We start from the raw sequence: 21,070 nt of genomic DNA on the forward strand, positions 1-21,070 counted from the left end.
ATTATGCAAACTGCACCAAAGGCTCTTCGCCTTCACATCGGAATTTTTGGCCGCACTAATGTCGGCAAATCAAGCGTGCTCAATATGCTCGCAAATCAAGATGTCGCAATCACTTCATCGGTTCCCGGCACAACCACCGACGTTGTCGAAAAATCAATGGAACTTCTGCCAATAGGTCCGGTTAATTTGCTCGATACTGCTGGCATCGATGATGTTTCGCTTCTGTCCGAGCAACGTATTGAACGCACTAAACGGGCTTTGGACCGCTCCGATGTCGTTCTGATTGTTATCGAACCAAACAATTTCACTCACTACGAAGAAGAATTAATCGATTTTGTCCATAATAGAAAATTGCCTTATATTGTAATAATCAACAAAACAGATAAAACCCCGATTTCAGATGAAGTTCTGGAAAAACTGCAGAATTACAAATCCACTTATGTTGCTGTTTCTTCGGTTGATTTAGCAAACCGCGACAAATACATTACAGATATTAAGCACGCAATTGTTGAAAAATTACCTGATGATTTCATCACTCCTCCACCACTGATTGGCGACCTTATCCCGCAGCAGGGACTGTGTGTTCTGATTGTTCCTATCGACCTGCAAGCTCCGAAAGGCAGACTTATTCTCCCACAAGTTCAGGCTGTTCGCGATATTCTCGATGCAAGCGGTATTTGCGTTGTAGTCAAAGAAAGCGAATATCCACTTGCGCTTGCTACTTTAAAGCGAGACCCTGACCTTGTTGTTTGCGACTCGCAGGTTGTGCACAAAATGATGGCAGACACTCCGCCACATATCAAAACAACTACCTTTTCGATACTTTTCTCCCGCTACAAAGGTGATTTGCTCGAAGAAGTCCGTGGCGCTGCTTCAATCAAACATATTAAGCCCGGCGACAAAATCCTCATCGCAGAAGCTTGCACACACCATCCGACTATCGACGATATTGGTCGCATAAAAATTCCTCGCTGGCTGAAAAACTATCTCGGGTTCGATCCCGATATCACTATCGTTGCAGGACGGGATTTTCCCGAAAACATAAAGGAGTATAAATTAATTATTCATTGCGGAAGCTGTATGCTCACTCGCAATGAAAAAATTGTTCGCATAATGAAAGCAAAAGAGGCTGGGGTTCCGATTACTAACTATGGCGTCGCTATTTCTATGACCCAAGGTGTATTGGAGCGAGCTCTTTCGCCATTTCCCGAAGCTTTGAAAATTTATTGTGAAATTGTGAACAATATTTCGTAAGTTATTTTCAAATCCTGTGCTTTTTTTATCTAATTTACTAATCTATTAATTATCATCTGGAGAAAAGATGAAAAAGTTTTTATTTTACTCGTTTATTATTGCCATCTTTTCAGCAGTTTTTGTAGTTAATTCCAATGCCGTTACCTTCTACGGCTGGGGCAATAATACTAATAACCAGTGCGGACAAATTGGGGTGTCCCAGTCTAATTTTCCTTTGCAGGCTGATAACGACAACATCTGGACAAAGCTTTCTGCTGGCAAAAATTATGCTCTCGGGATTAAAAGCGATGGTTCGCTCTGGGCTTGGGGATTGAACTGGTATGGACAATTGGGGTTCGGTAATACAAACCCGTATTCTACTCCTACCAAGCTTTCGGGCGCTACAAACTGGATCGATGTTTCAACAAAGTTTGATCATACCTTAGGTATTCGTTCCAACAAAACTTTATGGGCTTGGGGAAACAATGATAACGGACAGTTGGGCGATGGTGGTAACACTATGCGGAGACTTCCTTATGCTATAGGTTATGATATGGATTGGGAGCAGGTGTTTGCAGGTAAGGGCTTTTCTTACGCGATTAAAGAAAACGGAACACTTTGGGCTTGGGGCGACAACTGGTCCTACCAACTTGGCTTGGCAGACAAAGCCGATAGAAACGTCCCTACTCAGGTTGGGAATGCTAACGATTGGCTCACTATTTCTGCAGGCGATTATCACGTATTAGGTCTGAAGAAAGATGGTTCATTGTGGGTTTGGGGTGGAAATTCCTATGGCGAACTTGGCATCGGAGAAATTGAGCCGGTTGCCGTTCCGCGTTTGCTTAGCAATGATGAATGGGTTTCGATTGCTGCTGGTGCCTATCACAGCCTTGCAGTTAATATAGATGGAACACTTTGGGCTTGGGGATATAATTACTACGGTCAGTTAGGTACTGGTGATGAAGAAGACAAACTTGCACCTACAAAAATTGGTAACGATACCAACTGGGCAAAGGTTTTTGCCGGCAAAGATTTTTCTTTTGCTATCAAAAAAGATGGTTCGCTCTGGGCTTGGGGACTTAACGAAGATGGACAGCTCGGGCTTGGCGACAATGAAAACAGAAACACACCTCAAAGAATTAATCTCTTTTCCGATTGGGTGATGGTTTCCGGCGGAGATGCTTTTGCCATTGCGTTGAGAGGTCCTATTCTTGGCATCGATAATAGTATCCTTGCTTCTTCTGTCAATTTTGCTCCAAACCCTGCTTCTGATTTCTTAAACATTACTTCTCAAACTGAACTCGGCACTTGCACCATCCAGATTTTCGACTACCTTGGGCAGTTAGTTTATTCGGAAACTGCGAATATTGGCAATGCTCATTCCTGCGACATTACAAAACTTCCGGTTTCTACTTATTATTTAATTATTACTTCACAAAATGGATTTTCTTACAGAGAAACGTTTGTCAAAAGATAATAACTCTCGTTAATAGATAAAAAAAGCAGGGACACCATCAGTCCCTGCTCTTTTTTTGTATCCGCACTTCTACTTTTTCCTGAAAATAAATTTGCCGTCGCTTGTGCAATCAATTATAATTGTATCTCCTGCAGAAAATTCTCCCGAAAGCAATTTTACAGCAAGTGGGTCGGTTAGATGCTTCTGAATTGCTCGTTTCAACGGACGAGCTCCATATTGAATATCAAATCCAAGAGCAGCCAGCCAGTCAATTGCAGCATCAGTAATTTCAGCATTTATTCCGTTCTTATTTAATTTTCCTGTAAGCGATTTAAGTTGCAATTTCGCAATATTCTTTATATCGTCTCTTGTGAGCGGATTGAACATTACAATTTCATCAACGCGATTTAGAAACTCAGGACGAAGCGTTCGTTTCAGCAACTCAATAATCTTGATTTTAAGTTCTGCAGTAATTGCCTCGCGGTTGCCGTTTTCGAATTCACCAAGCTTGCTCTGAATAATTTCCGTTCCAAGGTTAGATGTCATAATAATAATAGTGTTTTTGAAATTGACTGTTCTGCCCTTGCTATCGGTTAGCCGTCCATCGTCGAGCACCTGCAGCAAAACATTGAATACGTCGCTGTGCGCCTTTTCGATTTCGTCAAGCAAAATTACCGAATACGGTCTCCGACGAACCGCTTCGGTAAGCTGTCCGCCTTCTTCGTATCCAACATAACCCGGAGGAGCACCAATCAATCGCGAAACGGAAAATTTTTCCATATATTCGCTCATATCAATCCGTATCATAGCGTTTTCATCATCAAAGAGAAACTCTGCCAATGCCCGTGCTGTTTCTGTTTTGCCAACACCGGTTGTCCCCAGAAAAATAAATGAACCAATTGGACGATTCGCATCTGCCAAACCCGAACGAGAACGCCGTATTGCATTTGCTATTGCTGTGATTGCCTCATCCTGACTAACAACGCGCTGCTTAATGCGTTCCTCCATCTTTATTAGCTTCGTTTTCTCAGTTTCAAGCATTTTTTGAACAGGTATGCCAGTAGATTTCGAAATTACTTCCGCAATGTCTTCCGAAGTAACTTCTTCTTTGAGTAGTTTTTTGTCTTTTTGCAGCTCGGCAAGCCTTTGGTTCGCATCATCAAGCTTTCGGCTAAGTTCATAGAGCTTGCCATAGCGGAGCTCTGCTACTTTCGATAGTTCGCCTTTGCGTTCGAGTTCTTCGGCTTGGTGCTTGACGTTCTCGATTTCTACTTTTATCGCCCTGATTTCAGAAATTAAAGTTTTCTCTGCTCTCCACCTTTCTTCAAGGTCGGCTTTCTGTTTTTTCAAAAGTTCGAGTTCTTGCTCAATTTCTTCGAGCCGTTTTTTCGTAACTTCTTTTGAATCCATAAAATAAATACCTCCATTTTTTTATATTGAGACGAAAATGGAGGTGAATTATTTAAAAAAATTCATTTTTTATTTCTGATTAAATGCCTATTTCTGTGTTAAATCTAAATAGCCAGTTTTTGGAAATTACAGACGTTTGCTTGTTTTCAAGTGTGTTGTGTGTGATTTCTAATTGAAATTTTGCGCGATGAGAATGCAAATAATAAGTTGAATTTAATGTAATATTTCTATTCCATTCAGCATCTTTCAGACCATAGATTTTGTCTTGCGGGGCGACAATTGCCAGTCGTGCCGCAAGTTCAATATGGTTGTGAAAAAGATATGACGCTTGCAAAAGATATCCGTCCCCAACATAAACATACTGAATGTTTCCGTTCTGGTCTCGAGTGATTGGGTCTTTTGAACGGCGGTTGGCATATTCTCCGTATAGTGCAAATCCTTTGTATTTAAATACAAAATCGGCAAAAGCACCTGTCATATCCCGAGGCTCATAGAGTTTTTTGCCGAGTTGTCCACGAGTGCGGCTTGATTTCTTATTGTCGGAATATGCAGCGGCAAGCGACAGTTTTGGAGTTTGTTCGTAAGCTAAATCCCCTTCGTAATAGTCACCGCCGTCAGTGAATTTACCAAAAGGAAGCAACTCAATTCTACCTGTGTAAGCAAAATTTGCTCCGTCCATTTTTGGTGCATAGCGGCCATCGCCGGTGGAAACAGCCGCCCGCAAATTGTAATTCATCCCTAATAACGTGTTTGAATAATTTGTCTGTATTCCAAAGTCCCTATCCAGAGTAAATCTTGAGTTTACTATCGAGCGTTCAGCAAATTGCAGGTCGCCGGAAGAAACAATACGCTGACGGTTGCCGGGCAGCTTTGTTTGTCCAACCCCAATTTGGAAATTCTTCGAGAATGCCCAGAAAGCCATTGCATCGCGAATGATATTGGGATATTGCGTATCCTCGTAGTCGAGGTCGCCTCGTGCAAACGAGAGTTGCAAATTGAACGTCAGTCGCGGGTCGTATAGAAATCCGCCAAAACGCAGACGCAATCGGCGAACACCCAGATCCGAACTTGCTATATCGAAATCTTCTTCCGATTTTGTAGTCAAAGTAATAGAATTTTGAATTCGAAATCGCATCATTACTTTCGTAGAGGTATCAGGAGCAATAAACTGCATGCCTTTCTCATCAAAATCGAAGCTTGCAGGCGAGCGGCGCGTTTCCTGCGAACTTAACCTGCAAGTAACCAATCCGATTAACACAAAACAAATGGTAATTAATTTAATTTTCATAAACCATACGAAAAATTAATTTTACAACTACAAAAAAATCAAAAATAATAAATTAAGCGAATTTTTTATCAATTATTATAGTTTAGAGATGCTCCGAGCATCAAAAAATGCAATTGATATGAATAGTTATGGAATAAAAAATTGCGTCTCAACCAAGATGTTCGCACGTGAACTATTGAGACGCAATTCGTTGCTGTTCCCCGACGATAAAATGTTTTATATTTTAATCAGCGGAACGGTAAAGTAAAATGTAGTGCCTTCGCCTTCGATGCTTTCCAACCAGAGATTGCCGCCGTTTTTCTCGACAAACTCTTTGCATAAGATTAGCCCCAGCCCGCTGCTTGGTTCGTCTTCTGTTCCTTTGCGTGAAGTTTTTACTCCTATATCGAATAGTTTATCAACTAAATCCTCTGGTATGCCAATCCCGTTGTCTTTTATTGATACTATAGCATTATTGCAGTCGGTCTTTGCACTTATGCATATTGAGCCCCCACGCGGAGTGAATTTCGACGCATTCGAAAGTAAATTTCGCACTACAGTATCTAACATCGGTCTATCTGCATAAACAAAAATATTGTCGGGAATGTCTATACTCAATTCTTGTTCTTTTTGTTCAATTGGTCCTTTTAGCATATAGGCGCAAATATCAACTACTTCTTTTAAGTATAGCTCCTCTGGCTTGAAATTAATTACACCTCGCTTCAGACGCGACCACGAAAGAAGGTTTTCGAGCAACTTAAATAAGTTCTCTGCCGAACTATTTAAATCTTTTGCATATTGCTGAACTTCCGACATCTTTATTTTGTTGAACTGCTCAGATAGAATTTTCGTAATCGACAAAAATGAATTAAACGGTGAACGCAAATCGTGCGAAATAATCGAAAAGAACTTGTCTTTCTCGCTGTTGGCTCTTTCGAGTTCTGCGTTTGTTCGGATAAGCTCTTGTTCCGCGCGTTTGCGTTCGGATATGTCGCGGGCAGAAACGATTATTCTGTCCTTGCCGAAATACTTCCCTTTGTTGATTGAAATTTCTTTTGGAAATATTTCACCGTTTTTGCGAATTCCCCAGAATTCTATGTGTTTTGGTTCTCCGGTTGTGAGCACTTCTAACCCGATTTTCTGTATAAGTTCCAAATCATTCATTCCGGGAGCCGACACCTCAAAATAGTTTTTGCCTAAGAGCTCTTCTCTTGTATATCCATACATTTTTTCGGCGCCAAGGTTCACGTCCACGAAATTACCGTTTTCATCAATAACATATATAGCTTCGGAAACAGAGTTGTAAATACTCATATATGTGTTTTTGGTGTCTTGAAGTAGTTTTTCGGCTTGCTTGCGTTCGGAAATATCGCGGGCAATGGCAATTATGCAGTCTTTGCCGAAATATTTCCCTTTGTTCATTGAAACATCTTTAGGGAATATTTCTCCATTTTTCCGTACGCCCCAGAATTCAAAGCTTCTCGAAACTCCATCTTTTTGCACTTGTTCGAAAATTCTTTGAACCTTTTCTAAATCGTTCATACCCGGCGCCGAAACATCAGCAGGACCTTTTCCAATTAGCTCATTTCGAGAGTAACCATACATTAATTGCGCGCCCAAATTCACTTCTATAAATGTACCGTTTTCATCCTGAATATATATCGCCTCTGCAACTGAATTGAAAATACTTTCATATGTTTCTTTTGCCATCAATAGTTCTTGTTCGGCTTGCTTGCGTTGAGTAATATCAGTATGCGACCCAGCCATACGAATAGCTTTGTTGTTGGCGTCCCGAATCGCTACTCCACGTGCTAAAACCCACCTCAAAGAACCGTCTTTATGCTTCATTCTGAACTCAATTTCGTAATCTTTTGTCCGTCCCTCCAAATAATCATTCAAATGCTTGGTAACTCGTGGCAAATCGCCTTCGTAAATCAAATTATGGAATGTCTCCTCATCGTCCGGTAACTCATTTTCAGCGTAGCCCAGCATAGCTTTCCATCTCGGCGAGCGATAATGTTTGTTTGCAACTATGTCCCAGTCCCAAATACCATCGTTTGTTCCTTTTATAGCAAGGTCGAACCTTTCATAAGATACTCTCAGCTCTTCCTCAATTTTTTTGCGTCGAGTAATATCACGAACAGATACGACAAAATGGTTTTTATCACCAACTGAAATGTAATGAGAACTTACCTCTACCCAGAATAGACTGCCATCTTTCCTCTTTGCTATCCATTCGAATGTTTGTGGACCTTCTTGCCGTGTTTTGGTAAGCCATCTAATTGCGTCTTCCTGCGAATAAGGTGGTTCACCGAGACTTAGATTTCCTATAGGAGTTTTAAGAAGCTCTTCGTAAGAATAGCCATATATTTCGCAAGTTGCTTTGTTGACGTCAATTATTTCTCCTGTGTCCGCGTCATCGACAAATATTGCATCAGTAATAGAATTGAAAATAGCGGTCAAATATTTTTTGCTTTCTCTTAGTTCTTCTTCAATGCGTTTTCTTTCTGTAATATCTATAATATATCCTTCGAGAGCTTCAAGCTCACCATTTTCATTAAATACTCCTTGTCCTTGTTCCCAAACCCATTTTTTTGTGCCATCTTTACAAGTGATTTGATATTCGAGAGTCATTTTTTCTTTTCTGCTTAGTTTGTCTTGCCAACCTTCCCAAATCCAGTCTCTATCTTCAGTATTAATCAAATCATTGAAGCTAATTACATTATTATTCAATAGTTCCTCTGGTTTATATCCGCAAAGTTCCTCGCACCCATCGCTCACAAATTCCATCGTCCAGTTCCTGTCGTTTTTGCATCGGTAAACCATACCCGGCAGGTTGTTCATCAATGTTTGCAGGCGGCGTTCGCTTTCTCTCAGTTCCTCCTCAATGCGTTTCCTTTCGGTAATATCTCTTAGAAAATTAATTGTAGTCGGTTTTTCGTCCCATTCAACAAGCGAAACATTTATCTCTACATTTCTAATTTCTCCATTGCTTCGCACAATTCTAAACTCATATGTCTCTTTTTCATCGATAAGTCTGTTTAAGCGTTTAATATGGCGTTCCAACACCATTTGTCTGTCGTCCGGATGAATAAATTCAATAAAAGGAGTATTTTGTATATGTTCCATCGAGTAACCGAGGAAATCAAGGACTTTTGGATTAGCCATTATTATTTTGCCGTCTCTTGCAAGAAATATCATCTCGCTAACATTTTCCATTATCAGGCGATACTGTTGCTCGCTTTTGCGAAGCGATTGCTCTAATCGCTTACGTTCAGTTAAATCAAGCATCGAGACGACACTGTGTTTTGTGTTTGGAATAACATTTGCAAAAAGCAGTACGTCTCGAACTTCACCTTTTTTGTTGATTAATTTCACCTCATATTTGTTAGGAACCAATTTTGGGTCGATCCGACGAAGTGTATGATATTTTAGCATCAAATCAAGCGATTCTTTTGCCACATAATTAGTCCATTTTGTGCCGACAAGTTCTTCGGGGCAATATCCAGTATCTTGAAGACATTGTAAATTTGCTTCAAGAATTGTACCGTGCTCATCTACTATTATTGTGGCTGTTCCAGTTGCTTCGAATACAGATTTATACATTGCCCGGCTATTCTGAACTTCCTGTTCGGTTTCTTTTCGTTCAGAAATATCGCGTATTGTAACAAGTGTTCCAAAAAATGAACAGGTTTGATATACTACACCATTAAGCTCACCATAAAATGTAGAACCATCCTTTCGCTTCATCAGCAATTCGAGGTTTTTCGTCCTGCCAAGAAATTCTATTGCTGCACGGAATTCACCAAGAGCCAGAGGAATAGATGAAGTATCAAGAAAATTAGTGAATTTTTTCCCAATCATTTCATTTGGCTCATATCCAAAAACTGCTTTGGAGGCAGGTGAAATATAAGTAATAATGCCCTGATTATCTGTTAGGGCAATCACATCGGTAGAGTTTTCAGCAATAGAGCGAAATCTTTCTTCGCTTTCTTTGATAAGCGCTTCTGCTTGCTTCCGTTCAGTAATATCTCGCACAGTTGCTTGAAAAGAAATCAGGTTCCCTTTCTCATCAAAATTCCTGCTAATTAGCTGTTCAACCCAGATTATAGAGCCGTCTTTTTTTCTCCATCTCTCTTCTATTTTCGATGGCAGGTATTGATTTTTTAAGACTGAGGCAAAATACTTGATGTTTTCCTTGTCAGCTGCTAATTTCAAGTAAAAATCTGGTTCTCTGTAAACCTCTTCTGGTTCATATCCTGTTAGCAACTTACACGATGGTGATAAATACTCAAAATGAGGTTCAGGCACAAAACTATAAACATAAATTAAATCTGTTGAATTTTCAGTTATCAATTTGTATTTCTTTTCGCTTTCTATTAATTCAATATTTAATTTCTTGAATTCCTGGAAAAATAATATCTGACGAAGCAATATTAATACAACAATCGCAATTATTGAAGTTCCTATAATATCAGGATTTAAGTATGTTTCTTTTCGGGCTACATAATAGAAAGCAAAAATCGATATTAATAGAAAAATGTAAGGACTATATGCCATCCATTGAATGTTTTCTGTTGCCTTTTCATCTGAGGCTTCTTTTTGCGTGTTTTCAACAAAAGCGACAGCTGAAAGTCCACAAAATACATATGCAATAAAATATGTAATATCCGATATGTGTCCAGTATAGTATAGATTATCTGCATTGAGAAACGAATAAATAATATCAGCAAAAACAAACATCAATAAACCAAGTGCAAGAAGAAATATTATCCTAGTATCATCTTTGCTGATTTTGCTGAAAAGTATGTAAATTACTGCCCATAGAACAAGAAAATCTCCTGCCGGATAAAATATTGATAATACTTTTTCCAAAAGGCTTTCATTATTATTAAGTATCGGACCAAACAAGAATTCAGTAAAAATCATTAGTGATGAAAGCAGTACTACAAGCATTTCAATAATAATAATGTATTTTCGATGTGTGCTATGTTTGCCCGATGGAAAAAGAAACATTGCAATAAGTATTATCGGGTAAAAAGCTAAATAAAAAGGATCTGCTATGGATGGAAAAGGCGTTTGGTGAGAAATAATTTCAAGATAATTATAAATTGCTTCCCCTGCTAAATTGAAAAGAAAAGCAAAAACAAGCAAAAGCCAGAACCTGTAATGATCAAATTTCTTTGCTGATGCTTTTAAAGCAAACAATATCATAAATATTGCAAAAATACTGCCACCAATTGTAGCTATGTTCGAGGATATTATTCTGGCAGTATGACTTGTAGAAAAAAGCAACAATAACAACTCAATTATTGTTGCTATTCCCGCCAAAATACTGATGTTTTTTAACGAGATTTTTTTTATGAATTCACCCATAGCTTTTTGCCAGATGATTATTTAAAATATGAAATTTTGAAAACTATATAGTTTTTCTTTAAATGTTGATTATAAATTTCGTCCAGTCCAAATTGCAAAGCAAAGTCCTCTGTAAAATTAACTGCTCGGGAAACCGAAATACCTGCGTTTGTTAATTAAAATTTATCCGTATTCACTCCATAATAAAAACTTTTTCCTTTCGCTGTCCCGACAAAAGCATTGAAAGATAGAGTGAGCAACTCAAACGGATAGCTTGCCTCGATGTATAATGAATTATCATTTGGAATATCATTCCACAGATTATTTGCAAGCAATAGCTTTATTGGGAATTCCTGCGTCGGCACATACGAAAACGCCGCTTCTATAGTGTGCGAGCCTTCTCCGTCGCCCTTAAAATCAAAAAACTTCTTCTTGGTATATGGGAAATGATAATCTGCAAAGGCAATTCCAAATTCGCCAAAATCAGTTGAAATGTTGTAAGACAAAGAAAAGTCAGTTTCAATATAGTTCTTTTTTAGTCCAAACGACGACCAAATCCCAAAGCTAAAAGAGCCAGCATTTTCAGTAGAATAAGTTAAATTAACTGCTGGTTGAAACTGTAGGTTGTTCTTACCAGCGAGTTCTCCACCACGCCAGATATAACGACTAACTAAATCAGCACCATAAGTAAATTCTAAACCTGTTGATTCTTCTTCCTGGGCTTTAATTATTGTGGTAGAAAAAATAATAATTGCCCAAAAGAAACTAAAAGCAATTAGTTTGTGAATAAGTTTCATGAATACCTCAAATTTTTTAACACAAAAAGACAACGATTTTTTTTAATTTAGTTAAGTTGAATACAATTAAAATCTTCCTGATTAACAATATTGGAAAATATGAAATATTAATAAAAATTCAAATTAATTTTGACTAATAATTCCGTTAAGATTTGTTAATATTCTTCGATTTTTTAGTTGCTTTAAAAAAATTGTATAATTACAGTAACATTATACAGCAATAAAAATAATGTTTCTCAATAATAACTCAAATTTTGTTTTTTCATATCGAAAATTTACATAAATTGCGTTACTATAATAAACAAATTTGTTAATTTATAATTAATAAACGGGATTACCCGATTATTTTAAAAAATTGTGAGGAATTTATGGCTACTGGTTCATTCAATCCGTTTCAAATGGCTCAGCAACAATTTGACCAAGTTGCAGAAAAATTAGGTTTAGATCAAGCAACTCGTGATTTGTTAAGAAATTCTAACCGCGAAATTCATTTCAATATCCCTGTTCGTATGGATGATGGTTCTTACAAAGTGTTCCGTGGTTTCCGTTGCCAGCACAACGATGCTCGCGGACCAGCAAAAGGCGGAATTCGCTTCCATCCACACGAAACAATTGATACAGTCCGCGCTCTTGCTATGTGGATGACTTGGAAAACAGCTGTTGTAGATATTCCTCTCGGTGGTGGAAAAGGTGGCGTTATCTGCGACCCACACAATTTATCAATGAGAGAACAAGAGCAAATTTGCCGCGGTTGGGTGCGTGCGGTTGCTCCACTTGTTGGTCCACTCCAGGATGTTCCTGCTCCTGACGTGATGACTACTGGTCAGCATATGATTTGGATGCTCGATGAATACGAAAAAATTACTGGCATCAAAGCTCCTGGCTTTATCACTGGCAAACCTCTCGGTGCTGGTGGTTCGCTCGGCAGAACAGAAGCTACTGGATTTGGCGTTATCTACACTGTTCGTGAAGCATTGAAAGAAATGAATATAGATATTACAAAAACTACAGCTGCTTTCCAGGGGTTCGGCAATGTTAGCCAATACGCATTGAAACTCTATACTGAACTCGGTGGCACTGCTATCTGCGTTTCCTGCTGGAACCATCACGAACAAAAATCATTCACTTACAAAAAAGCAAGCGGTATTAAATTCGATGAATTGATTTCTATTACTGACCGCTTCGGTGAAATCGACGTAAACAAAGCTCGCGAACTCGGCTACGAAATTCTTCCAGGCGAAGCTTGGATTGAACAAGAAGTTGATATTTTAGTCCCAGCTGCAATCGAAAACCAAATCAATGCTACTACTGCTCCTAAGATGGCTAAATCTGTTAAAATTATTGCAGAAGGTGCTAACGGTCCTACTACTCCTGAAGCAGACGCAATTATTAAAGAACGTAATATTTGGGTTATCCCAGACTTCTTGGCTAACGCTGGTGGCGTTACTTGCTCATATTTCGAACAAGTTCAATGCAATATGAACTACTTCTGGTCCAAAGAAGAAGTTCTTGAAAAATTAGACCGCAAGATGACCGAAGCTTACCACGCTGTTTCTAATCTTGCTCGCACTCGCAACATTTATATGCGTGATGCTGCTTATATGATTGCAATTTCTCGCGTTGCTGAAGCTTGCAAACTCCGTGGCTGGGTATAATAGATTAGTCTTTTAATAAAAAACCTGCGAAGCTCACTACTTCGCAGGTTTTCTTTTTTTATTGTAATGATTTATAGCAAAATTGTATCTTCATTCATGTTTTCGAGTATTCTGATTGCTTCGGCAAGCCACATACCTGCAAGCATCCCGTCAATTACCCGATGGTCGTATGTTATCGAAACATAAGCCATATCTCTTACTACTATTAAGTGCTCTCCGTCGAATTCTTTCACAACCGGACGCTTCTTAATAGCACCAATTCCCATTATTGCTACTTGCGGCTGATTTATCACGGGCGTTCCGAATAATGTTCCGAAAGTGCCGACATTTGTTATTGTTATGGTTCCGCCTTCTATTTCATTAGGAAGTAGTTTTTTGGTACGAGCCCGGGTTGATAAATCAGTTATCGCTTTCTGAAGCCCTGTTAAATTCAAACCTTCGGCATTTTTGATTACCGGAACAATCAAATTTCCGTCGTCGAGTGCTGTTGCAAAACTCAAATTAATTCGCTTGTGTCGAATAATATTTTTCCCATCTACCGAAACATTCACCATTGGGAATTTCTTTGTGGCTTCTATTGCCGCGAGTGCAAAGAAAGGAGTGTATGTAAGTTTTATACCTTCACGCTTTTCGAATTCCTGCTTAAATTTCTCACGGAAACGAACAATTCCGGTTACATCTGCTTCGCCTACACTTGTTACGTGTGCCGAAGTATGCTTCGAATGCACCATATGCTCTGCTATAAGCTGACGAACACGATCCATTGGGATAATTTCTACATCAGCATCATTATAGACAATCGGTTTTGCTGGTTGCTTGCTTTCTGTAATGGTAACAGTTTCGCGAACAGCTGGCGTAGCTGGTGCTTTCGGCTGTACTGCAACAGACGGCGCCGTTTGCGGTGCTGCCGGAGCTTTGCCTCTGTTTTCTATATATTTCAGTAAATCGTCTTTGGTAATTCTGCCTTCGCTACCAGTACCTTTGATAGTAAGCAATTCTTCGAGCGATACTTTGTTTTGCTTGGCGATCTCACGAACAAGCGGCGAAAAGAACTTTTCACCGTAGCGAGCCGGTATTTCAAAAGTTTTTGCCTCAACTGACGGAACGCTTGTTGTTGGCTGCGAAACAGTTTGCTGAACAACAGGAGTTTGCTCTGGTTTCGGTTCCGGAGCTTTAGCTACTGTGGCACTTGGAATTACTGCTCCGCTCGTTGCTATTCGAGCTATCACAGTTCCGACTTCAACAGTTGTTCCTTCGGGGACAACCACTTCGGCAAGCACACCGCCGACCGGTGCAGGAACTTCGGTATCAACTTTATCAGTAGAAATTTCTAAAATCATTTCATCCCGTTCAATTGCATCGCCTACTTTCTTGAACCAACGAATAATTGTGCCTTCCTGGAGCGATTCGCCCATCTTTGGCATTACAACATCAACAAGATTGCCACTTGCAGTTTGTCCCGACGCAGGTGCAGGTGCTGGTGCAGGGGAAGCCGGTGCAGGCGTCTCAGCCGCAGGCTTTGCTTCGGCAACTTGTTCCGGAATTGCTGAACCTTCTGTTTCTATCCGTGCTATCACAGTTCCGACTTCAACAGTTGTTCCTTCGGGGACAACCACTTCGGCAAGCACACCGCCGACCGGTGCAGGAACTTCGGTATCAACTTTATCAGTAGAAATTTCTAAAATCATTTCATCCCTTTCAATAGCGTCGCCAACTTTCTTGAACCAACGAATAATTGTGCCTTCTTGGAGCGATTCGCCCATCTTTGGCATTACAACATCAACTTTCATTTTATGATCCTTGAATTATTTGAGAATTTGTTTAATTGTAACTAATTATGATTTTTGACGAAACAAACACATAATTAATTTGAGCAAAATAAAAAATTTAAATTTTTTCATAATTCTTTTCGTCTATATAGAAAAATAATAGGAGGTATATATGAATTTACAAAAATTAACTTTAAAGGCGCAGGAAGCTGTTCAGGCGGCTCGCGAAATTGCCGAAAGCAATGGCAATCAAGCAATCGAGCCAATTCATCTGTTTGCTGCAATGGTGCAGGATGCAAGCGGAATTATTCCCGATATTCTTGCAAAGCTGGGTGTTAATCTCACTTTTCTGAAAGTAAAAATTACTGAATTGCTGGATAAAACCCCAAAAGTAAGCGGTGCGACAGGTAGCAACCAGTATGTTTCTCCGCAACTTAATCAAACTTTCGATATTGCCTTCAAAGTCGCAAATGAATTGAAAGACGAATACGTAAGCACAGAGCATATTCTGATTGCTTTGTCCGAGCAAAAGAACGAACTCGGTAGTCTGCTGAATCAGCAAGGCGTTTCAAGAGAAAATGTGCTTAAAGTGCTTCGCGAAGTGCGTGGCAACCAGCGTGTTACCGACCAAAACCCGGAAGACAAGTATCAAGCCCTGAAGCGATACGGACGACTGCTTAACGAAGAGGCAATGAAAGGCAAGCTCGACCCCGTTATCGGGCGCGAGGACGAAATACGGCGCGTTCTGCAGGTGCTCTCGCGTCGCACAAAAAATAATCCAGTGCTGATTGGCGACCCCGGCGTTGGCAAAACAGCTATTGTCGAGGGAATTGCTCAGCGTATCGTTGCCGGAGACGTCCCTGAAAACCTGAAAACAAAGCAAATTGTAGCCCTTGATATGGGTGCTTTGATTGCAGGAACAAGCTTCCGTGGACAATTCGAGGAGCGTCTCAAAGCCGTTATTCGCGAGGTAACAGCAAGCGAAGGCGAAATTATACTGTTTATCGATGAATTACACACTTTGATTGGTGCAGGAGCAACTTCCGGCGGAAGTATGGACGCAGCGAATATTTTAAAGCCAGCGCTTGCGCGTGGCGAATTGCACTGCATTGGTGCTACTACTTTGGATGAATATCAAAAATACATTGAAAAAGACGCTGCTTTGGAACGCCGTTTCCAGAAAGTGTTCGTCGATGAACCAGATGTCGAGGATACTATCTCTATTTTGCGCGGATTGAAAGAAAAATACGAAGTTCACCACGGAGTTCGTATTACAGACGGAGCAATTGTTGCTGCTGCAGAACTATCGAACCGCTACATCACCGATAGATTCTTGCCCGACAAAGCAATTGACCTTATCGACGAAGCTGCAAGCAAGCTGCGTCTGGAAATTGATTCTTTGCCAGAGGAACTCGATAATATTGATAGAAAAATCCGTCAGTTAGAAATTGAACGCCAAGCCCTTCTTCGTGAACTAAACGTATAAAAGAAAAGACGCATTATGAGCGTCTCAATTAAATTTGCCGAAGTTTTGTAGAGATGCAAGAAATTGCATCTCTACAAAATAACTTCCTATATCCTCTAATTCTTTGAAATATCTTGTATTGGAAGGGTGAAATAGAAAGTTGTTCCTTTGCCAATTTCACTTTCAGCCCAGATTTCTCCACCGTGCTTGTTTATGAATTCCTTGCAAACAATAAGCCCAAGCCCTGTGCTCATTTCGCCTTCCGTTCCGGGACGCGAAATCTTTTTATCTAAACTGAATAGTTTCGGTAAATTGTCCTCATCTATTCCAATGCCTGTGTCTTTCACAAACAAGCATATCTGCGATTTCTTTGCTGGCTTGCTTCCCAAAAGCACCCGTCCGCCACGATGCGTGAATTTTATCGCATTCGTTACAAGATTCCGATAAACAGTCCCAAGCATATTTTCGTCGGCAAACACCATTACGTCGTCTGGCACTTCAATATCAATTTCTATGTTCTTTGCAGTTGCCTGCGGCTGTGAAATCAACTTTACTTCTAAAAGTAAATTTTTCAGATTAAATTCGTACGGGGCAAATTCAATTGTGCCCATCTGCGAACGAGACCAAACAAGCAGGTTGTCCAGCAGGTGATAAGTGTTTTTAGAAGCATTCTTCAAGTTGTGAATAGCTTTTTTTCGTTCACTATCACTCATTTTTTCGTAGAATCTATCCAGAAGCTCTGCATTGTTGATTAAAGTAACAAACGGATTTCTCAAATCATGTGCAATTATTGAAAAGAACATATCTTTGGTTTCATTTGCATATCGTAATTTTTGCTCTGAGTCCATTAATTTTTCATTCAATTCAACCAATTTTTTCGATTCATTCGATAAATTTTCGTTCAGCATTTTGAGTTCATAATTAGATTCTTCGAGCTGCTGCAATGTATCATTCAGTTCTTTTGTCCGTTCTTTGATTATTTGTTCAAGATTTTTGTTGATTTCCTGAAGTTGTTGCTCCGCAATTTTTCTGCTGTGAATATCGCGGATTGTGCCAATAAAACCTATAACCTCTTTATCCTCATCATACAGCAATGAAATATTGAGCGAAACCCATATCTTTTCACCATCAGCCTTGAAATGCTCCACTTCAATAAATCTGTTCTTTCCGTTTCGCTCTTTCATCAACTCTTCGAACGCTTTCTCTATTTTCTGACAAGAATATTCAGTGAATAAATTACTAAATGATTTGCTTTTATACTCGCTGATTGTAAAGCCAAATGATTTAAAAACCGAAGGACTTACGTATGTAATTTGTTTATCTAAGTTTATTGTAATTACTACATCATTTATATTATTAGCTAAACGCCGGTATTTTTCCTCGTTTTCTTTAATTAAATTGGTGATTTTTGCCTGATTTTTCATGTTTCTGTAAAGGAACACAATAACGAAAATAAATACGACCGCTATTGGCAATGCACTGCTGCTGATTACATCAAAATACCAAGTGCTTGCGTCTATATCAACTCCAATTGCTCCGTCAATTTCGCCTGTATTGGGATTTACAATTGGCACCACCGCACTAACAAATGTTCCCCACTCATCGCTGTATGGTCCAACCACTACTGGTCTTTGCTCATCTAACACAGCAAAGAAACCTTCCGGGGCATCTTTATAGATGTCGCCCGGGGTTGCCTCTTTTTTGCGTAGTTTAAGATTGTTTCCGCAATCGAAATAAAAATAAATCTGACCTTCTTCGTTCCTGTTGAATCCGTAAATATATCGGTATTTTTTGTTTATCTTGAAAATTTCGTAAGCACGCGATTTGATTTGTCTGTAATAAGGATTATTTATATCGTCCTTTGTTCCGGAAAGTAAAAATTGGTCGCCATTTTGTATTATCTTAGAGATGAATAAGGCATTTGTAAGATGATTTTGCCGAAGCTTACTATCCTCGTATTTTAATAATTTATATACTGCAAATATTCCGATTATCGCAACTAAAATTATTGCAAAGTACCAAACAATAGACTCTTTCTTCTTTTTCATTTCAAGTCGTAATAGTTGAAAATTTAGATTATACGACTTCATAGAAAATATTGTGCCAAAAAAAATTACAATTGAATACTATTGTTGCTTCCTTTTTTGGGAAGCGTGAAATATATTACTGTGCCATTGTTTGGCTCGCTTTCAGCCCAAATTTGCCCGCCAGACATATCCACAAATTCTTTGCAAAGCAAAAGCCCTAATCCCGAACCTCGTTCGCCCGATGTTCCTTGTGTAGAACGAGCCATCGACATCTCAAAAAGCTTATCTAACCGCTCTTTGCTTATCCCAACACCACTGTCTTTCACAAACACAACAATATAGTTCTCGTCAAAATTTTCGTCTGCACCAATTAAAACTGTCCCATATTGCGGAGTGAATTTTATCGCATTGCTCAATAGATTTCTTATTACTGTATCAACCAAATTTGTATCAAAATACGCTAAGAGTTCGTTTGGAACTAAATTGTTTATTTGTATTTCTTTGTTTTTTGCTGTTTGCAGAAAAAGCTTTACATTTCTTTCAATCACTCCAAAAAGTGGTTGCATAAATGGTGTGAATTCAATCTTTCTCATCTGCGCTCTTGCCCATGAAAGCAAGTTTTCCAGCATGTCGTAGGTACGTTTAGAAGTATCATACATAACATTCAGCATATTTTTCAGTTCGTCGGGTTTCAGCTCATCATAATATAATAACAATGTCTCTAATATACTTCTCAACGAACCAATCGGATTGCGCAAGTCGTGGGCAACAATGGAAAAGAATTTATCCTTCGTGTCATTGATCTTTTTTAATTCTTCCTCTGAACGCAAAAGTTTATCGTTAAGTTCAGATAAACGCATTCCTTCGCGTGCAATTTCTTCGTTCAATGTCTTCAATTCATAATTCGATACTTCTAAACTTTCTAATGCTTGTTTTAATTCTAAAGTTCTTTGCTGCACCTTCTCTTCAAGGGTACGGTTTAGTTCAAGGATTTCCTCTTCTGCTTTTTTCCTATCAGTAATATCTTTGCAAATACCTTCGTGGAAAATAATATTGCCATTCTCATCTTTGATATATCGTGGATGGTCTTCTACCCAAATTATTGTCCCATCTTTCTTTCTTAATCGGTATACATCTACTGAACTGCTGAACATTGCGCCTCGTTGTATTATTGCTTCTCTTTCTTCTGGTGATACATACAACGCTTCTGGTATATATACTGATTTGAGTTCTTCTAGGCTATCGTATCCAAGCATCTTAATAAATGCTGGGTTTGCATCTATAAACCGTCCATCTGGGGTAGAACGGTAATACCCATTGGGCATTGTTTCAAACAAGTTGCGATATTTAGCTTCGCTTTTCATTATTTCCAAATTCAATTGCTTTTGCACTCTGTGGCTTCGTATAAGAATTGAAATTATTATCAGCAAAAGCAAAATCACTATAAACAAAAACCACACAATGGCTTTATTCATTTCGTAAAATGACTTCGGACTATTTATTATTATGCTATTGGGTGGCAACTCATTAAGATTAATATCATACTTCTCCAAATAATTATAATCGAACATATATCGGTTTAACCCATTGTGCCGAACAGGAAGTTTCTCGATTTTTTCACCTTCCAGTATTTTTATTGCCATTTCTCCTACAATCTGCCCTTGATAATATCCACTTGTCAAACACCCGCCAACTATTCCTTTCCCAAGATAAAAATCCCATACTCCGTAAATTGGCACAATCGTAGCTGCTGCAATTAACTCAACACTTTCATCGTATGATATTGCTTTGCCTGCCGCATCACGATTAAACGTCATTAAGAAAATCAAATCCTCATCAGAACGTATTTGCGATACTTCATACAGCAAGTCTTCTATTGTTAAATTATCTAAAAATCTAAATTCAACCTTGTTCGAATACTGCGGTATTACTTCGTTCAAGGCTCTTCTGTTCCCTTTGCCAGTAGCCGACATAGTGTCGTTTATTATGTATATTCGTTTAGTTTTGGGATGAAGTTTGAGCATTAAATCAAATGTTTTGCCAATATCAAAAGCTTCGGAAATGCCTGTAGCAATTCCTTTGATTTTTTCTAAAGTCTCTTTCTTTAAATGATTTACTCCGCAAAATACTATTGGCGAGCTCTTGAATATTGTGTCTTTGTAGTTCAATGCAAAATTAAATGCATCATCGTCGGTAGTTATTACTACATCAAATTTATCATCGGCAAGCTTATATAATAATTCCTTCTTTTTTATCTCTAAATACTCATCGCTAAAATGTCTTTTTGTATCTAAATATTCTGTGAATATTTCGGTGTATTTTAGTGATTTAAGCGCATAGCGAATGCCCCGGTCTTCTTCGTCTGTCCATTTCAATCCTCTGTGATACGAATGCAATATTAATATTTTTTTATTTTGGGAATAACCTACGTAAGCCTGACAAAATAAAGAAAATACTATAATTGCTATAGCAACTAACAACTTGTAATATGTACTAATCTGTTTGAGCATACACTTTTCAAAACGCAATCTATATGCCTATATTGTGTTAATTATTATAAATTAATATTTATTAACTTATAATTCATTTATTAATTATATTTTCTTAATAACTGATTTATTATTCTTAACTTGTTA

Annotated in this window: 11 protein-coding genes; 4 read left to right on the forward strand and 7 right to left on the reverse strand. The window is 38.8% G+C overall.

Features of this window, described 5'->3' with window-relative positions:
• Positions 1 to 3: 3 nt before the first annotated feature.
• Together hydF and ACY2LT_RS07960 are read left to right on the forward strand one after the other, a co-directional pair.
• Positions 4 to 1,254 (forward strand): [FeFe] hydrogenase H-cluster maturation GTPase HydF, encoded by a 1,251-nt coding sequence (hydF, locus tag ACY2LT_RS07955; protein WP_491815000.1) that lies wholly within the window; start codon positions 4 to 6, stop codon positions 1,252 to 1,254.
• 67 nt (positions 1,255 to 1,321) lie between these two features.
• Positions 1,322 to 2,710 (forward strand): RCC1 domain-containing protein, encoded by a 1,389-nt coding sequence (locus tag ACY2LT_RS07960; RefSeq protein WP_491815002.1) that lies wholly within the window; start codon positions 1,322 to 1,324, stop codon positions 2,708 to 2,710.
• Positions 2,711 to 2,779: 69 nt separating this feature from the next.
• Here the strand turns inward: ACY2LT_RS07960 and ACY2LT_RS07965 are convergent, their stop codons facing one another.
• The 4 genes from ACY2LT_RS07965 to ACY2LT_RS07980 all read right to left on the reverse strand — a co-directional run bounded on the left by ACY2LT_RS07965 (position 2,780) and on the right by ACY2LT_RS07980 (position 11,518).
• Complete coding sequence (locus ACY2LT_RS07965) at positions 2,780 to 4,099, reverse strand: AAA family ATPase (protein ID WP_491815004.1); 1,320 nt, start codon at positions 4,097 to 4,099, stop codon at positions 2,780 to 2,782.
• Between the two features lie 79 nt (positions 4,100 to 4,178).
• Positions 4,179 to 5,387: a porin gene (locus ACY2LT_RS07970; RefSeq protein WP_491815005.1), complete on the reverse strand. Its 1,209-nt coding sequence runs from the start codon at positions 5,385 to 5,387 to the stop codon at positions 4,179 to 4,181.
• A 216-nt stretch (positions 5,388 to 5,603) separates the two neighbouring features.
• Positions 5,604 to 10,742: a PAS domain S-box protein gene (locus ACY2LT_RS07975; protein ID WP_491815007.1), complete on the reverse strand. Its 5,139-nt coding sequence runs from the start codon at positions 10,740 to 10,742 to the stop codon at positions 5,604 to 5,606.
• 155 nt (positions 10,743 to 10,897) lie between these two features.
• Positions 10,898 to 11,518, reverse strand: coding sequence for a TorF family putative porin (locus ACY2LT_RS07980; RefSeq protein ID WP_491815009.1), 621 nt, complete (start codon positions 11,516 to 11,518; stop codon positions 10,898 to 10,900).
• Between the two features lie 368 nt (positions 11,519 to 11,886).
• Between ACY2LT_RS07980 and ACY2LT_RS07985 the strand changes: the two genes are divergently transcribed.
• Positions 11,887 to 13,173: a Glu/Leu/Phe/Val family dehydrogenase gene (locus ACY2LT_RS07985; protein WP_491815010.1), complete on the forward strand. Its 1,287-nt coding sequence runs from the start codon at positions 11,887 to 11,889 to the stop codon at positions 13,171 to 13,173.
• A 71-nt stretch (positions 13,174 to 13,244) separates the two neighbouring features.
• Here ACY2LT_RS07985 and sucB read toward each other — a convergent pair whose 3' ends face one another.
• Entirely contained in the window at positions 13,245 to 14,963 is a 1,719-nt protein-coding gene (sucB, locus tag ACY2LT_RS07990; RefSeq protein WP_491815011.1) for a 2-oxoglutarate dehydrogenase, E2 component, dihydrolipoamide succinyltransferase, read from the reverse strand.
• A gap of 151 nt (positions 14,964 to 15,114) precedes the next feature.
• On the opposite strand from sucB, the gene ACY2LT_RS07995 reads away from it, so the two are divergent.
• A complete protein-coding gene (locus ACY2LT_RS07995; RefSeq protein WP_491815012.1) occupies positions 15,115 to 16,428 on the forward strand; it encodes a Clp protease N-terminal domain-containing protein in 1,314 nt (437 codons plus the stop codon).
• Positions 16,429 to 16,523: 95 nt separating this feature from the next.
• Here ACY2LT_RS07995 and ACY2LT_RS08000 read toward each other — a convergent pair whose 3' ends face one another.
• Entirely contained in the window at positions 16,524 to 18,455 is a 1,932-nt protein-coding gene (locus tag ACY2LT_RS08000; protein WP_491815013.1) for an ATP-binding protein, read from the reverse strand.
• A 65-nt stretch (positions 18,456 to 18,520) separates the two neighbouring features.
• On the reverse strand, positions 18,521 to 20,944 hold the full coding sequence (locus ACY2LT_RS08005; protein WP_491815015.1) for an ABC transporter substrate binding protein: 2,424 nt from the start codon (positions 20,942 to 20,944) through the stop codon (positions 18,521 to 18,523).
• Between the last annotated feature and the right edge of the window lie 126 nt (positions 20,945 to 21,070).

The organism is Eximiradius proteiniborus (assembly GCF_058546985.1).

Excerpts from the sequence above, each read along its gene's own strand:
- ACY2LT_RS08005 (WP_491815015.1), bottom strand. The coding sequence starts at position 20,944 with ATGCTCAAACAGATTAGTACATATTACAAGTTGTTAGTTGCTATAGCA.
- ACY2LT_RS07970 (WP_491815005.1), bottom strand. The coding sequence starts at position 5,387 with ATGAAAATTAAATTAATTACCATTTGTTTTGTGTTAATCGGATTGGTT.
- ACY2LT_RS07965 (WP_491815004.1), bottom strand. The coding sequence starts at position 4,099 with ATGGATTCAAAAGAAGTTACGAAAAAACGGCTCGAAGAAATTGAGCAA.
- hydF (WP_491815000.1), top strand. The coding sequence starts at position 4 with ATGCAAACTGCACCAAAGGCTCTTCGCCTTCACATCGGAATTTTTGGC.
- ACY2LT_RS08000 (WP_491815013.1), bottom strand. The coding sequence starts at position 18,455 with ATGAAAAAGAAGAAAGAGTCTATTGTTTGGTACTTTGCAATAATTTTA.
- ACY2LT_RS07975 (WP_491815007.1), bottom strand. The coding sequence starts at position 10,742 with ATGGGTGAATTCATAAAAAAAATCTCGTTAAAAAACATCAGTATTTTG.
- ACY2LT_RS07980 (WP_491815009.1), bottom strand. The coding sequence starts at position 11,518 with ATGAAACTTATTCACAAACTAATTGCTTTTAGTTTCTTTTGGGCAATT.
- ACY2LT_RS07960 (WP_491815002.1), top strand. The coding sequence starts at position 1,322 with ATGAAAAAGTTTTTATTTTACTCGTTTATTATTGCCATCTTTTCAGCA.
- sucB (WP_491815011.1), bottom strand. The coding sequence starts at position 14,963 with ATGAAAGTTGATGTTGTAATGCCAAAGATGGGCGAATCGCTCCAAGAA.
- ACY2LT_RS07995 (WP_491815012.1), top strand. The coding sequence starts at position 15,115 with ATGAATTTACAAAAATTAACTTTAAAGGCGCAGGAAGCTGTTCAGGCG.
- ACY2LT_RS07985 (WP_491815010.1), top strand. The coding sequence starts at position 11,887 with ATGGCTACTGGTTCATTCAATCCGTTTCAAATGGCTCAGCAACAATTT.